Annotated in this window: 11 protein-coding genes; 5 read left to right on the top strand and 6 right to left on the bottom strand. The window is 47.1% G+C overall.

Annotation, left to right across the window (positions count from 1 at the left end; genetic code table 11):
* Window positions 1–41: 41 nt before the first annotated feature.
* Window positions 42–404 (bottom strand): hypothetical protein, encoded by a 363-nt coding sequence (locus QUA43_RS03875; protein ID WP_333371193.1) that lies wholly within the window; start codon window positions 402–404, stop codon window positions 42–44.
* 325 nt (window positions 405–729) lie between these two features.
* On the opposite strand from QUA43_RS03875, the gene QUA43_RS03870 reads away from it, so the two are divergent.
* The 3 genes from QUA43_RS03870 to QUA43_RS03860 all read left to right on the top strand — a co-directional run bounded on the left by QUA43_RS03870 (window position 730) and on the right by QUA43_RS03860 (window position 3,098).
* Complete coding sequence (locus QUA43_RS03870; RefSeq protein ID WP_333371191.1) at window positions 730–1,461, top strand: response regulator; 732 nt, start codon at window positions 730–732, stop codon at window positions 1,459–1,461.
* A gap of 6 nt (window positions 1,462–1,467) precedes the next feature.
* On the top strand, window positions 1,468–2,076 hold the full coding sequence (locus QUA43_RS03865; protein WP_333371189.1) for an adenylate/guanylate cyclase domain-containing protein: 609 nt from the start codon (window positions 1,468–1,470) through the stop codon (window positions 2,074–2,076).
* 86 nt (window positions 2,077–2,162) lie between these two features.
* On the top strand, window positions 2,163–3,098 hold the full coding sequence (locus QUA43_RS03860) for a fused MFS/spermidine synthase (protein ID WP_333371187.1): 936 nt from the start codon (window positions 2,163–2,165) through the stop codon (window positions 3,096–3,098).
* Between the two features lie 313 nt (window positions 3,099–3,411).
* Here the strand turns inward: QUA43_RS03860 and ccmS are convergent, their stop codons facing one another.
* The 5 genes from ccmS to QUA43_RS03835 all read right to left on the bottom strand — a co-directional run bounded on the left by ccmS (window position 3,412) and on the right by QUA43_RS03835 (window position 10,599).
* Entirely contained in the window at window positions 3,412–3,843 is a 432-nt protein-coding gene (gene ccmS / locus QUA43_RS03855) for a beta-carboxysome assembly chaperone CcmS (protein ID WP_333371185.1), read from the bottom strand.
* 169 nt (window positions 3,844–4,012) lie between these two features.
* Complete coding sequence (locus QUA43_RS03850) at window positions 4,013–5,809, bottom strand: ABC transporter ATP-binding protein (protein WP_333371183.1); 1,797 nt, start codon at window positions 5,807–5,809, stop codon at window positions 4,013–4,015.
* A gap of 102 nt (window positions 5,810–5,911) precedes the next feature.
* Window positions 5,912–7,375, bottom strand: coding sequence for an RtcB family protein (locus QUA43_RS03845; RefSeq protein ID WP_333371181.1), 1,464 nt, complete (start codon window positions 7,373–7,375; stop codon window positions 5,912–5,914).
* A gap of 481 nt (window positions 7,376–7,856) precedes the next feature.
* Complete coding sequence (locus tag QUA43_RS03840) at window positions 7,857–9,692, bottom strand: APC family permease (RefSeq protein WP_333313254.1); 1,836 nt, start codon at window positions 9,690–9,692, stop codon at window positions 7,857–7,859.
* Window positions 9,693–9,759: 67 nt separating this feature from the next.
* Window positions 9,760–10,599, bottom strand: coding sequence for a prephenate/arogenate dehydrogenase (locus tag QUA43_RS03835; RefSeq protein WP_333371179.1), 840 nt, complete (start codon window positions 10,597–10,599; stop codon window positions 9,760–9,762).
* 38 nt (window positions 10,600–10,637) lie between these two features.
* Here QUA43_RS03835 and QUA43_RS03830 point away from each other — a divergent pair, with 38 nt between their 5' ends.
* Together QUA43_RS03830 and QUA43_RS03825 are read left to right on the top strand one after the other, a co-directional pair.
* Window positions 10,638–12,200, top strand: a complete 1,563-nt coding sequence (locus tag QUA43_RS03830; protein WP_333371177.1) for a pentapeptide repeat-containing protein — start codon at window positions 10,638–10,640, stop codon at window positions 12,198–12,200.
* 96 nt (window positions 12,201–12,296) lie between these two features.
* Window positions 12,297–13,859 carry a pentapeptide repeat-containing protein gene (locus QUA43_RS03825; protein WP_333371176.1) on the top strand — a complete coding sequence of 521 codons (1,563 nt, stop codon included), beginning with the start codon at window positions 12,297–12,299 and terminating at the stop codon, window positions 13,857–13,859.
* Window positions 13,860–13,925: the final 66 nt, after the last annotated feature.

The raw sequence follows: 13,925 nt of genomic DNA, 5'->3' as shown, positions 1-13,925 counted from the left end.
AGGTTAATGGAGAATAGTGCAACATATGAGATCGATCGCCCTCAAGAAGCTAGATCCAGAGGTGGCAAACCGCGCAACTGTCGCAGCGAGTTGATACACATCTGACAGTCGCAGCCAAACAGCGCCACCGCCGCATCGCTTTCTTCTTCCGAAAAATCCAACATTGCCACCTGTTCGTCAGCAGGCCGCTGCCAACTGATTCTTACTTTAGAATTAGCAGCAGCTTTGCCAGGAAGCCGCACGCAAGTCAGGCGCTGAGTGTGGGGCGATCGCACGCAGCGGGGCGAATCAGCCGCTTGGCTTGGTGTTTCGCCAATTTGAGCGGGATTGGCGATCGCGCTCAAAGACATCACAGAGCCAAACAGCGTCGGACTTACCAATAAAGTGAGGAGCAATCTATTCATTTGTCGTCTTTAAGAACTTTAACGTATACAGTAGCCGATTATCTGTTGCAATTCAACAAGGTGTTCGTCCCATATCAGTAAGATTTGCCGTTATTAAGGCTTAAAAGCCCAATATTTGCCGCCCAAATATCTAATAATTTTCCGGGTATTGGCAACCAGCATTTTCTGATAAGTATCACCTTTGCTCCCCTGTTTAAGATTTGTTGCAATTTGAGTAAATTTAGCTCGCCAGTGATAGCAAATTCATCCAATGCGGGTAAACTGATTTCAGCAAGGACAACTCAAAGCAGCGAACAAGTTTACCTCAAAAACTAGGTGGGGAGTGATGAGTACAGTTTTAGTTGTGGAAGATTCCCGCAGCCAGCGGGAGTGCATTTCACATCAGTTGAGATGCAGCGGATTGAATGTAATTCAGGCATCTGACGGTGTGGAAGCGCTGGATAAAATTGAGAAAAATTGCCCTGATTTAGTATTATTAGATGTCATAATGCCCCGTCTGGATGGCTACGGGGTTTGCCGTTTAATAAAAGGTAATCCCGAAACTCGGAACATACCGGTGGTATTTTTAACAGGGAAGGGACAGCAGTTAGGTTTATTTGCGAGGTTCAAGGGCGATCGCGCCGAGGCTTATGTTAGCAAACCTTGGCAGCCGAGGGAACTTTTGGCAACGATCAAAAAAGTGTTGCTCAATGCCAATATTAAGTTCGATCGCGCTTCTGCAGACGCTTGGACGGAATACGGAATTTTAAACTTAAATACAGTAGAACTTTATCAAAGCCATGCCGATGCTTGGACAAAATACAGTTCCCAAATTATTAAATTGTACGATTCCAGCTTAGCAGCTTTCGAGCAAGCTTTGGCAATTGAACCGAGTCACTCGAATGCAAACAAGTACCGCAACCGAGTCCAGACAATTCGGGCAATTTTGATGCAAAAATTAGAGCAAACTAAACCCTGCAAAGTCTGCGATTATTATTACGGTAGGGACGGGATAAACTGTGCGGTGCATCCTGCTGGCCGCCCTCAAGAACTGTGTCGCGATTGGGAATTTAATTAAAATAAAATGAAAACAAATAACCGCGCTAACTTGGAAAAGTTGCTGCAAGAAAGAAACGAACATCCCGAAAGAATGGCTGAAATTGATGAAAAAATTAATGCAACTTTCCGCAAAAATTACGCAATTTTAGTAATGGATATGTCGGGATTTTCGCGCACGACACTCCGCTACGGAATTATTCATTTTTTGGCAATGATTCACCGGATGCACGGAATTGTCAAACCGATAATTTCCGAATACAGCGGCACTGTAGTTAAGGAGGAAGCCGACAATATTTTTGCAGTGTTTCCCGATGTAAAATCGGCGGTGGAAGCTGCGATTGACTCTGTGAAACAAACGGCTGCTGTCAACACGACACTGCCGCCGGAAATGGATATTTACCTCTGCATTGGTATTGGCTGTGGCGATGTTTTGATGCTGGAAGGAGAGGATATGTACGGATCTGAATTTAATCTGGCATCCAAGCTGGGAGAAGATTTGGCGGAACGGGGAGAGATTTTGCTCACGTCAGCAGCCTTTGAAAAGTTAGAAGGTGACAAGCAAGATTGGCAAAAAGTGGATTTTTCGATTTCGGGTTTGGAGTTGGTGGCATATAAACGGGCACTGTCTGCTTAATTTATATATATCGGCGATTAAAATCGCATTTACACGAACTCTCCTCTGCCTGCACAGACTAAAAAATAAGTGGGATTTGGTATTAAATGATTGACGATCGCAAAAATTGGCAAGGTATGAATTTAGCTGCCATTCAACAGCGGCTGGCTTGGCTGCAGCAACAGTCAGATAAACTTATTTTTTGCAAAGAGTCTGGTGTTCACTATGTTGCAGTCACAAAAGATCGATCGCACATTAAGCTATCTTTAGTAGAAAAAGTCAATCAGCACACAGATTTACTGCAATCTATTTTCGATCTCAACAATCCTTTACATCTAGTGTCTGAATATACTCAGGCGATGATGTTGGGTTTAGTGTGGCAAAGCCAACCTCAAAGAATATACATAGCTGGATTTGGCGGCGGCAGAATTCCCTTAGTTTTGCACCACTATTTGCCCGAAACTGTTATAGAATGTGCGGATGTCGATCCGATCGCGATCCAAGCAGCTACACAGTGTTTTGGGGTAAAATTCGACGATCGGCTGACTGTAACAATTCAAGACGGCAGAGAGTATTTAGAGCAGCAAAAATCAGATACTCAGTACGATATCATCATGATCGACGTAGCTTTTGGCAACGGCTACTTTCCGCATCGCCTATCCACCAAAGAATTTTATCAAATCTGCGAAAAACACTTGTCAAGCGAGGGAGTTGTGCTAGCAAATCTGCTGCACAGAGATCAGTTTTATGCCGAAAAAATCACGACTTTTCAAAGTGTGTTTTCTCAGGTGTGCGTGTGTGTTGGCCAGGAAAGTAATAGCATTTTGATTGGTAGCAACAGCCAGATTTTGGAGAAAGATGAGATTGTTGCTAAGGCCAAATATTTGCAAGATAGCTATCAATTTTCCTTTCCATTAACAGACAGGGCGCTTGAGGTAAAAGTAGGTAGAGAATTGGCGGAAGCTGTACCTACTTTAGACAAAGCTAAAATTTTTCATGACGATTCGCCGCCCGCTGGTTATTTTGATTGCTGGTTATTCTGATATCTATAATAAGTCCCGGTTTACTCTTTGTGGAACAGGCATCTTGCCTGTTGCTGATACGGCTTTCACGATGTTGAGATCACCCAGGGATTGAAAGAGACTGCGGGATGAAAAAGCCCTCTGAGTGCGATCGGATATAACCATCCACAATAGGGAAACGGAGGAGACGGCAATGCCGTTTCCCTACCACAACATAATCAATCTTCATCGATAAGAGATATAACCATCGCCGGATTAATTGTAGGGAAACGGCACTCCCGTCTCCTGACTGTAGGTAATATCAATTCCGATGCCACCCGATTTGATATAACTCCTATTTCATATATTCAACCATCTGCTGTTCCAGCTTAGCCAACAATGTATCCACATCTGTTGCGGCTTCCTCAAAACACACAGGAGGTTCAGGCTTAGGTTCAAAAAAAATTAACTTAATTTGACCTTCCCCGATCGCCAAAATCGCCACTTCTGTCTCAGGCTTGTGAGCGTTCAACACACCTACAACTTCCTGAATATGACTTTTAACTTGACGGTTCAACTCCTCAACCGCCTCTTTCTTACAATACACAAAACGCGCAGTTTCTGCAATATCAATTGCCAAAATCTCCTCGCTTTCTTCTCCCCTTTCCAGAAATAGCCCCCAAGCCAAAGCAGCCAATTCATGTTGATTAGCTTTCACGAATTTATCTAATTTGCGGCTCCAGCTATTTTCGTTGGGTTTGGACTCAGGGCTATCAAATAGAAACATTTTCTCTTCTTGCTTGTAGAAACTAATATTTTGCAGTCAGTTGTCAGTTAGCAGTTGGCAGTTGGCGGTTGGCAGTTGGCTGTTGACTGTTGTCATTAGTTACCCATGCCCAATGGCCCATCCCCAATTACAAATTAGCAATTCCCAATTACCCAAAACCGCTGCGTTTCTATCTTATACCAGATTGCACGCGCCAGAGCGCCGCATAAATTCCGTCCTGTTCGATCAGTTGTTCGTGCTGCCCCGATTCTACCACCAGCCCCTCTTCCATGACACAAATGCAATCGGCATTGCGGACAGTAGAAAGACGGTGGGCGATCGCAATTGTAGTGCGATTCTTGGTAATCCGTTCGAGCGATCGCTGAATTGCCGCCTCAGTCTCGTTATCCACCGCTGAAGTAGCTTCGTCAAGAATCAAAATCGGCGGATTCTTCAAAACAGCCCTTGCAATTGCAATTCGCTGCCGCTGACCCCCCGACAATTTTTGACCGCGTTCCCCTACAATAGTGTTGTAACCGTCGGGCAATTGGGCGATAAACTCGTGAGCCTCCGCAATTTTCGCAGCATTTACTATCTCTCGATTGCTTGCCTCAAAACTGCCGTAAGCAATATTGTCTGCCACCGTACCGTGAAACAAAAACACATCTTGACTCACCAATCCGATCGCTCTCCGCAAATCTTTTAAATTCAGGTTATTTAATTCTATACCGTCGAGATAAATATTGCCGTACTGTACCTCGTACAGCCTCAAGATGAGTTTCACCAGCGTACTCTTTCCCGAACCCGTAGCGCCAACAATCGCAGTAGTTTTTCCAGCAGGCAGAGTCAACGAAAAATACTGCAAAATCGGCTTTCGTTGATTGTAAGAAAAAGTAACATTTTTAAATTCTAACTCACCCTTAATCGAACTAACAGGCCGCCGAATATCACCCGTGCGAATTGCGATCGGAGTATCCAACAAATTCATCACCCGATTAGTAGAAGCCATTGCGCGCTGGTATTGATCTAGAGTATCTCCCAGGCGAGTCAGCGGCCACAGCAACCGCTGGGTCAAAAACACCAAAACGCTGTAAGTTCCCACAGACAACCGGCCCGCCACAACCTCCAAACCGCCCAGAAATAGTGTTGCAATAAACCCCAAGAAAATCACAACCCGAATCAGCGGAATAAAAGCAGCCGAAAGTGCGATCGCCCGTCGGTTGCTTTGGCGGTAAGCTTGACTTTGTGTTTCAATGCGCTGAATTTCATAATCTTCGGAAGTAAAACTTTTAATAGTAGTAATTCCCATCAAATTATTCGAGAGTTGCCCGTTCAGAAAACTCACCTTTTCCCGCACGTCAGCATAGAAAGGAGCGAGGCGATTTTGAAAGGCGATCGAGCCCCAAATAATAAAAGGTATGGGCAGCATTGACAGCCCGGCAACAGTAGGAGAAGCAGCAAAAAAAGCCGCACCAATCACAACAACCGTTGTAATTACCTGAATTACCTCATTAGCGCCGTCATCCAAAAAACGTTCCAGTTGATTGATATCATCATTGAGAATAGAAATCAAACCCCCAGTGCTGCGTTCTTCAAAATAAGCTAATTCTAATTCCTGCAAATGGCTGTAAGCTTCCAGACGCAAATCGTGCTCAATATCCTGAGCCAAATTGCGCCACAAATAATCATAGGCATATTCAAAAACAGATTCCAACGTCCAAACAATCAAACTCACAAAAGTAATAATTGCCAGTTGCCAAAAGACATCTTTTATGCCCCACTGAGCGAGGATAGAATCTTGCTGTTTCACCACCACATCAACGGCAATACCGATTAATGCTGGCGGCGCTAAATCGAAGAATTTATTGAGCAGCGAACAGATACTTGCCAGCCAAGCTTTCAGGCGGTAGCGGCGGCCGTACTTCAGCAGCCGCTTTAGGGGATGGACAGGTTTTGATTGATGTGGTGATGCTTGAAAATCATTCATAGGGCATGGGGCATCGGAAATAGGGCAGAGAATTAAAAATTAGTAGGGTGCTCGGCGCGCACCTGACCCTTGTTTAATTTTTAATTCTCAAATGCCCCGTTCCTAGGCTTTAAATGTTAACACTGGCTTCAGTTTAGCGACTACACCAACTATTTGCGCCTCAACCTGAACGTCAATTACTGGTTGAATTGGCTTGTAAGCTGCCGGTGCTTCTTCGATTCTGCGTTCTTCGCGTAAGGTAATGCAATCTACGCCGGTTAATCCTAAAGCTGCGTCAGTTTTGTCAACACCTTTGCGACTCATATCGAAGCGCGCTCGCGCTCTGCCGGCACCGTGAGAGGCCGATCGCAAAAATCGATCGTTCCCCTTCCCAACCAGCAAATAAGACGGCGCGCCCATCGAACCCGGTACAATTACAGGCTGACCGGAATGTGCGGGACAAGCGCCTTTGCGAGTCACCCAGCCGGCATCTTCAGCTAAGGTAATATTGTGAGGCAAATCGTATACTAACGGCGCTTCCACATCGCCGAAAACTTGCCGCAAACGCAAGCGCAAAAGTTCTGCTAGCAGCAAACGGTTGATAAAACCGTAGTTAGCCGCTGTTGCTTCCGCTTGCAGGTAGCTGTTCACAAGTTCGGGATTTGCTGCCACAGACAGCGGAAAAAGCCTGGAATCAGGATGTTTCAGAGTTTTCGGCCAGGCTTCGCAAGCTCGATCGCGCCACATTCCGCCGATGTATTTGCCGACATTCCGCGAACCGGAGTGAATCATGAAAGCGATTTGTCCCGATCGAACTCCCCAAGTATAAGCCGTAGCTCGATCGATAACTTCCTCAACCACTTGAATTTCGACAAAGTGATTGCCGCCGCCGATAGTACCTAAGCCGCCATCCCTGACTAAGCCGTCGTTTGGGACTAATTCTTCGGGAGCCCATTTGACATCGCCATTCATGGAACCGCCGAGGAAAGTGCGATCGCACTCTGCGGCCAACTGCTTGAAATCCGAATTAGCCGCGCTGCCGGTTGCCTCGTCCAGCATACCATCCAGCCATCCGGGAATCCCGTGTTGGAACATGGCGCGAGCAGTTTTTGCAGTCATGCTGACATCGCGAGTACCGAAGAAATAATCGCCTTTGAGCAATTCTACAAATCGATCGCGCTGACTGAGGAATTGTTCGATCGACAAATCCGCAACGTGTAAGCGCATCCCGCAGTTAATATCGGAACCAACAGCCGCCGGAATCACCATTCCTGCTGTTTCTACAATAGAGCCGATCGCCACCCCCGCATCCCCCGGATGGAAATCTGGAGTAGCGCAAGCGCGGCAAACGCAGCCACCTTGAGGATGTCGAACATTCGCCAAATTTGCCAACTGTTTGAGCGCCTTTGCTTCCACCGGAAAACCCTCTGGGAGCAAAACTTCTGCTGTTGGAGCATCGGCATCTTGCCACTGTTCATTCAGAGAACTATTGAGACAAATCGAGTAGACTTTATTGTCGTAACTAACATCAAGACCTTGCCGAGACAAAGCTCGCAAAAGCCTGTTCAAGTTTTTTGGCTGCTGCATAAATAGTCTGTTGCGGGTTGCTATGCAACCCCCAAAAGTTGAAGAGATTTTTTAGGGAACAAAAGACTTGGGTTCAGCAGCCGCAATCTTTTTTAAGATAAGTTGAAAGGCAACTTTTCTAATTACTAAATTTATAACATATCATTTTTGATATGTCAACCCTTTACTTGAATTTTTAATAAATATATAACCCTCCTAAATCATTTGTGAATTTCTTACTCCCTCCCCTTAGTAAGGGGAGGGTTGGGGTGGGGTAAAAAAATTACGACTCATTATTGATATGTCAACCCTTTCCTTTACTTTTTAATAAATATATATGATTTACCAAGCGGTGTCAGAAACCCGGTTTCTGTCTATAAAAATCGCATCAAAACCAAAGATTTTGTGAAGAAACCCGGTTTCTTTTGCCAGCGCGTCCGATCGCATTCCAATTTCCATTGCGAGGAAGTAGGGGCAATCGCCGGCGGTTGCCCATCCCTACTTAAAGAAAATACCTAACCGTTGTTACAACCCGACTTTTTTTAGCCCGCAAAGCCGCTTTCAAAAAGAAAGCAGTTTGATTGTGCAGCAGTCCCTCCCACCAATTTCGCGTCACAAAAGCCGGAATGATCAGCGTTAAATATACTCCCGGTCGCTGCTCTTCAAACAAAGTCAAAAAGTGTGTCAAAGCCTCACCAACAGAACGGTAAGGAGATTCCAAAATTTCCAAAGGAATATCAGACTGCAAATCTTGCCAAGCCGCTTGTAATTTTGCTCGATCGGTCAAACCAATATCTACGTGAACTGCCACAACTTCATCAGCAATTAAACGAGCGTAATCGAGGGCCTCGAAAGTTCCCCGGTGCAACTGCCCGATTAACACCACTGCCGGATGTGTCACCGTCTTAACTCTAGGTCTGCGAAGGTAAGACCTCGGTTCTATTCCCTGAATGCTCAAGCGAGCCGCTACATACCGATAGTGTCGGTGAATAGCTAAAAATAGACTGACTACGATCGGGATAGTGACTACGACAACCCAAGCTCCCAAAAGGAATTTTGTAGCGAGAATTACAGCCAAAACTCCCATTGTTGCCACTGCACCAATACCGTTCATCACAGCACTAACTTGCCAACCTTTACCTCGTTCCTTAAACCAGTGAATTACCATTCCCGATTGGGAGAGAGTAAAAGAAGTGAAAACTCCCACCGCATACAGGGGAAGCACCGCGCTCGTATTGCCTCGAAAGATGATAATTAAAAGAGCAGCGCAGAAGCTGAGCAGATTAATGCCATTAGAATAAACCAGTCGATCGCCCAACAGCGACAATTGCCTCGGCAAAAACCCATCCCGCGCCAAAAAATAACAAAGTCGCGGAAAATCAGCATAACTCGTATTCGCAGCCAACAGCAAAATTAACAGAGTTGCTGCCTGCAAATAGTAATAAAATATACCGACACCAAAAATCTGTTTTCCCAATACAGAAAGGAGCGTTTCATGTTCTGTAGGAATCACCTGATAAATATGAGCCAAGTAACTAATCCCCAAAAACATCGCTCCCAGAATTCCCCCCATATAGCTCAAAGTCAGGCGCGCATTCTTCCATTCAGGAGGCTTAAAAGCCAACACCCCGTCTGATATGGCTTCAACCCCAGTCAGGGCAGTACAGCCCGCCGCAAAGGCGCGCGCGATCAGAAATAATCCCAAAGGTTCTTTAGCTGGAATATTTTGTAATGTCGGCATAACATGACCTGTTGCCTGTTGGAATAAACCGCAGCCAATCAAAATAAAAATGCCAACGAGAAACGCATAGGTGGGAACCATAAATATATTGCCAGATTCCCGCAATCCCCTAAGATTGGCAAACATGATTAAGACAATAAAAACTAAGCACAGTTCAACTGTGTAGGGGTGCAGCGAGGGAACTGCTGAAGTCAAGGCCGCCACCCCAGCCGAAATACTGACAGTTACAGTTAAAATGTAATCAATCATCAGCGAAGCTGCTGCGATCAAGCCAGGATAAATACCTAAATTTTCTCGCGCCACAAGGTAAGCACCACCGCCGTTGGGGTACGCTTTAATTGTCTGTCGGTAAGACAGCGCCACGATCGCCAACAGTAAAATAATAATTCCAGAAATAGGCAGCGATAAGCTCAAACTGCTACTCCCCGCTAGTAACAGTACCAGCAGAGTTTCTTGAGTAGCGTAAGCAACAGACGACAGTGCATCGGAAGCCAGAACAGCTAGTCCTGTAGCGTTGCTCAGGCGTTCATGAATAGATGCGCTAGTGGGGAGAGATTCACCCAGTAAAAATCGCTTGAGTCGAGAATAAGTGTACATTGAAACTCAATATATAGCCGTCCACAAATCATAATCGAGACGGGGAAAGTTTTAAGTAAATTTTGGCTCACAAGTTGTAATTCTCTCTCGCTTGTTGAGTCAGCTTCAGCTTGTGTTCGAGAGCTTGCCAATTTTCGGCTTCGATATGACTGATGAACTCGTCGAGACAGTCGCGGTAAATAGAGAGCGATCGCAGCAATTCCTCTCGATTGTACTTTGCCACCATCACTCCCAGCTCGGGATTGCCACCCCCCACCCGGCTCGTGTCCCGAAAACCCGAACTCGCCAAATGTTGGGCTAAATTAACAATATCCCGATCGCCCTCTCGATCGCAGGCAGCAACCAGCGTCGCGCTCGCCATTAGTGGCAAATGAGAAATCCAAGCCACAGCTCGATCGTGCTCGATCGGCTCACATCGGTAAACTTTAGCACCCAGCAACCGCGCAATTTGCTCAACCTTATCCACCGCAAGCGCCGGCGTTTGGGCAGTCGGCGTCACCACATAAGGCCGGCCCACAAACAAATCCTTTACCGCCGCCTCAATCCCGCTTTCAGCAGTCCCCGCCATCGGGTGTCCCCCCACAAAGTTCGGCCACAGAGGAGACACAGCCTGCACTATGGGTGTTTTTACGGAACCGACATCGGTTACAATAGTATCAAGGGAAAGATAGGGCACCAACTCTCGGACGATCGGCTCGATCGACCCCAGCGGCGTGCAAATAAAAACCACATCGGCTGCTGCCATCAGAGACAGGTTTATGCTGGCTTCATTGACAACACCGCGAGCTTGCGCCCGATCGCAAGTCTGCTGCCGACTCGAAACCCCAAAAACATTAAACCCGCGCGATCGCAAATCCAGCCCGATCGAGCCACCAATTAAACCTAGTCCTACAATACCGATATTCATAGCAATAAAATGGGGATATTTGATACGGTGCCGCCCCCATGACAGTCGAGGAACTCCTGAAAAAATATGCCGCCGGAGAAAGAAACTTTGCCGGAATCAACCTGACTGAGGCCAACCTCAGCGGCGTCAACTTGAGCGGAGCCAACCTCAAGGGTGCGAATCTGAGTGTAGCAAACCTGAGCGGAGCCAACCTCAGCAAAACAAACCTCACCGGTGCCAAACTCAACATCGCCAGACTCAGTGGCGCCCATCTCGGTGGCGCCGACCTCACCGACGCCGACCTCAACGTCGCCTACCTAGTGCGAGTTGACCTCAAAAAAGCCACACTCACAGGAGCCAAACTGATCAGAGCCGAGCTGATTCGAGCCGAACTCAGCGGCGCTAACCTCAGCGGCGCAAACCTCAGCGGCGCCACCCTTACCGAAGCCACCCTTCGAGGAGCCAACCTCGCTCAAGCCAACCTTCGAGGCGCTCACCTCAGCGGCGCGTGCTTGACAGAAGCCAACCTCGAACAAGCCAACCTGCAAGGAGCCGACCTCAGCCGAGCCGACCTCAGCGGCGCCGACTTGCGAGGCACAGAACTGAGACAAGCCAACCTCACTCAAGCCGTACTCAGCGGCGCCGACCTCAGCGGCGTCAATTTGCGCTGGGCCATCCTCAGCGGTTGCAATCTCCGCTGGGCCGACCTCAGCGAAGCCAAATTGAGCGGAGCCGACCTCAGCCGAGCCGACCTCTGCCACGCCAACTTGCTGAATGCCAGCTTAGTGCACGCCGACCTGTCAAATGCCTATCTGATCCGCGCCGACTGGATTGGAGCCGACTTAACCGGAGCCACCTTAACCGGAGCCAAACTTCACGCAGTTTCACGACTCGGCATCAAAACCGAAGGCATGACCTGCAAGTGGGTTGATCTTAGCCCCAACGGCGACCACAGCCAAATTTACTGGTTGAACTCGGGAGGAACCAACGAATTTTTTCACGAAACTTTGCCCACAGTTCGGATTGTAATTGACTCGCCCTTAGACCAAGGCGCTCATTTTGCACTAGCTGCAACTTATTACCAAATTGCCCAACAATACCCGAGTTTAAGTCAGCCTCCCACGATCGAAGTCAGCTCCAGGCGCACCGTACTCGCGTTTAAAATGGACAGCGACGATAAATTATTTGCTACCGCTTACGTTGCGATCATTCCTTTTAACGACGCTGCCACAACTCAAAAAAACCTGATCGCTTTGATGAAAATGATTCAATCCCACGATGCAGGCAAACTTAACGTCAAAGAATCTAAACACGTCCAGTTATGCAGCAAAGCTCTCAACCAAGCTATCAGCAAAGTAGACCAAATCAAAATTTCCAGTTCTTTTCCAAAAATCGGCGAAAGCATCAATTTCTTTCAAATTCCCACACAGATGATCTTAATTAATTCCCGCGACCAAAGACTCAGCGTATATCACCACCCAGCCTTCGGCAAGCGCCTGATTAAAAAATACGACCCAAGTAACTCAACCTCTGGCAAGTTAGCCGAGAGCACAAAATTGGCTCAAACTAATATCAGTAGCATTTTGGATTTTATAAAAGGCTTCCACAATATAGATGTTTAAGCATATTGCATCAAGTTACAGAAAATGCTTATTCTAGTTTAAAGGTTGGCACAACAAAGCTTTGTTTTAGCTAAGACATCAGGGAAATTGAAAAGCATGGATGCCGAAGAACTCATCACCAAATATGCAGCAGGAGAAAGAGATTTTACTGCCATCCTCCTTTGCGAGGCAAATCTCAGCAGGATCGATCTCAGCGGGGCTAATTTCAGTGAGGCAATCTTGAGCCTCACCAACATGAGCGGCACCAATTTGTCAAACGCCAACATGAGAAAAGCCAAACTCAATGTTGCCAGACTCAGCGGTGCCAATCTCCACAAAGCCAACCTCAGCGGCGCTATCCTCAACGTGGCAAACTTGATTCGAGCCGACCTCAGCGAAGCCCAACTCGTCGAAGCTACACTGATCAGATCCGAACTGATTCGAGCCAACCTCAGCAGTGCAAACTTGAGCGGCGCAAATCTCAGCGAAGCAGATTTGAGAGAAGCAACCCTCAGAGAAGCCAATCTAGAGCAAGCCGACCTCAGCGGGGCTCACCTGAGAGGCGCTTTTCTAACAGCGGCCAACTTGGAACGGGCCAACTTGCACAGAGCCGACCTCAGCAGGGCAGACTTGCGAGGCGTCAACCTCTGCAATGCCGAACTCAGACAAGCTAATCTGTCTCAGGCCAACCTCAGTGGCGCTGACTTGCGAGGCGCTAATCTCCGGTGGGCTGACCTCAGCGGGGCGAACCTGACCGGCGCTGACCTCGATGAAGCGAGATTGAGCGGGGCCAACTTGTACGGGGCAAATTTGAGCAATGTCAATCTGTTGAACGCTACTCTGGTACACGCTGATTTGACTCAAGCGAATTTGATTCACGCTGATTGGGTGGGCGCAGATTTGACGGGGGCGGCCCTGACGGGGGCAAAAATTTACGCGGTGTCTAGGTTTGATGTGAAAGCAGATGACATTACTTGCGATTGGGTTGACCTCAGTCCTAACGGCGATCGCAGCCACATTCAGCGTTTTACCCCAGAAGAATCTCAAAGGTTTTTCAATGCTACACCGCCGACTGTTCAAATTATTGTCGATCGACCCCTCGACCCGGATGCTAACTTTGTCCTTGCAGCTACCTACCGCCAAATTGCCCGTCAATACCCTGCTTTGAACCATCCTCCCAGTATCGAAGTTAATTCGCGCCGCACAATCATCTCATTTAGAATAGAACAGGACGAGCAACTATTTCCCACCGCTTTCGTGGCGATTACTCCCTTTAGTGATGCAGCATTTACTCAGAAAAATTTGATGACTCTGATCAAGATGATTCAACCCCAAAGTGGTAATAACCTGGGTGTCAGAGTCTCAAATATGGTAGTGCAATTAAACGTAGCCCTGACCCAAACAATGAGAAAAATAGGGGAAATGAAAATTCAGCCGATTCGCCTCGATCGCGAACCGATGTCAAGTTTTTTCCAATCGCCTACCCAAACTGTACTGGCTAACTCCAGCGCCGAAAGTTTGATGATTCACTATCACCCAGACTTTGGCAGAAACTTGACAAATTTACCGGGAGTCAACAAAACCTCTATCAGTCCTGCAATTAAAGCCCAAAGATTTACCACCCCGCCGCTAAATACGGTCATTGAGTTTGTCAAAAGCTTTTATCAGATCGGTGAGTAAATACTATAAATTACTTTGAGATCATTTCTATTTATGCCATATAAAAGTTAGCCGATTGCCATTTCA

It is taken from the genome of Microcoleus sp. N9_B4, assembly GCF_036701635.1.
Lineage (GTDB): Bacteria > Cyanobacteriota > Cyanobacteriia > Cyanobacteriales > Microcoleaceae > Microcoleus.
Note: the sequence above shows the minus strand (reverse complement) of the source record. Positions and strands in the feature narration are given on the sequence as shown.

Excerpts from the sequence above, each read along its gene's own strand:
- QUA43_RS03835 (WP_333371179.1), bottom strand. The coding sequence starts at position 10,599 with ATGAATATCGGTATTGTAGGACTAGGTTTAATTGGTGGCTCGATCGGG.
- QUA43_RS03845 (WP_333371181.1), bottom strand. The coding sequence starts at position 7,375 with ATGCAGCAGCCAAAAAACTTGAACAGGCTTTTGCGAGCTTTGTCTCGG.
- QUA43_RS03830 (WP_333371177.1), top strand. The coding sequence starts at position 10,638 with ATGACAGTCGAGGAACTCCTGAAAAAATATGCCGCCGGAGAAAGAAAC.
- QUA43_RS03860 (WP_333371187.1), top strand. The coding sequence starts at position 2,163 with ATGATTGACGATCGCAAAAATTGGCAAGGTATGAATTTAGCTGCCATT.
- QUA43_RS03875 (WP_333371193.1), bottom strand. The coding sequence starts at position 404 with ATGAATAGATTGCTCCTCACTTTATTGGTAAGTCCGACGCTGTTTGGC.
- QUA43_RS03850 (WP_333371183.1), bottom strand. The coding sequence starts at position 5,809 with ATGAATGATTTTCAAGCATCACCACATCAATCAAAACCTGTCCATCCC.
- ccmS (WP_333371185.1), bottom strand. The coding sequence starts at position 3,843 with ATGTTTCTATTTGATAGCCCTGAGTCCAAACCCAACGAAAATAGCTGG.
- QUA43_RS03825 (WP_333371176.1), top strand. The coding sequence starts at position 12,297 with ATGGATGCCGAAGAACTCATCACCAAATATGCAGCAGGAGAAAGAGAT.
- QUA43_RS03865 (WP_333371189.1), top strand. The coding sequence starts at position 1,468 with ATGAAAACAAATAACCGCGCTAACTTGGAAAAGTTGCTGCAAGAAAGA.
- QUA43_RS03840 (WP_333313254.1), bottom strand. The coding sequence starts at position 9,692 with ATGTACACTTATTCTCGACTCAAGCGATTTTTACTGGGTGAATCTCTC.
- QUA43_RS03870 (WP_333371191.1), top strand. The coding sequence starts at position 730 with ATGAGTACAGTTTTAGTTGTGGAAGATTCCCGCAGCCAGCGGGAGTGC.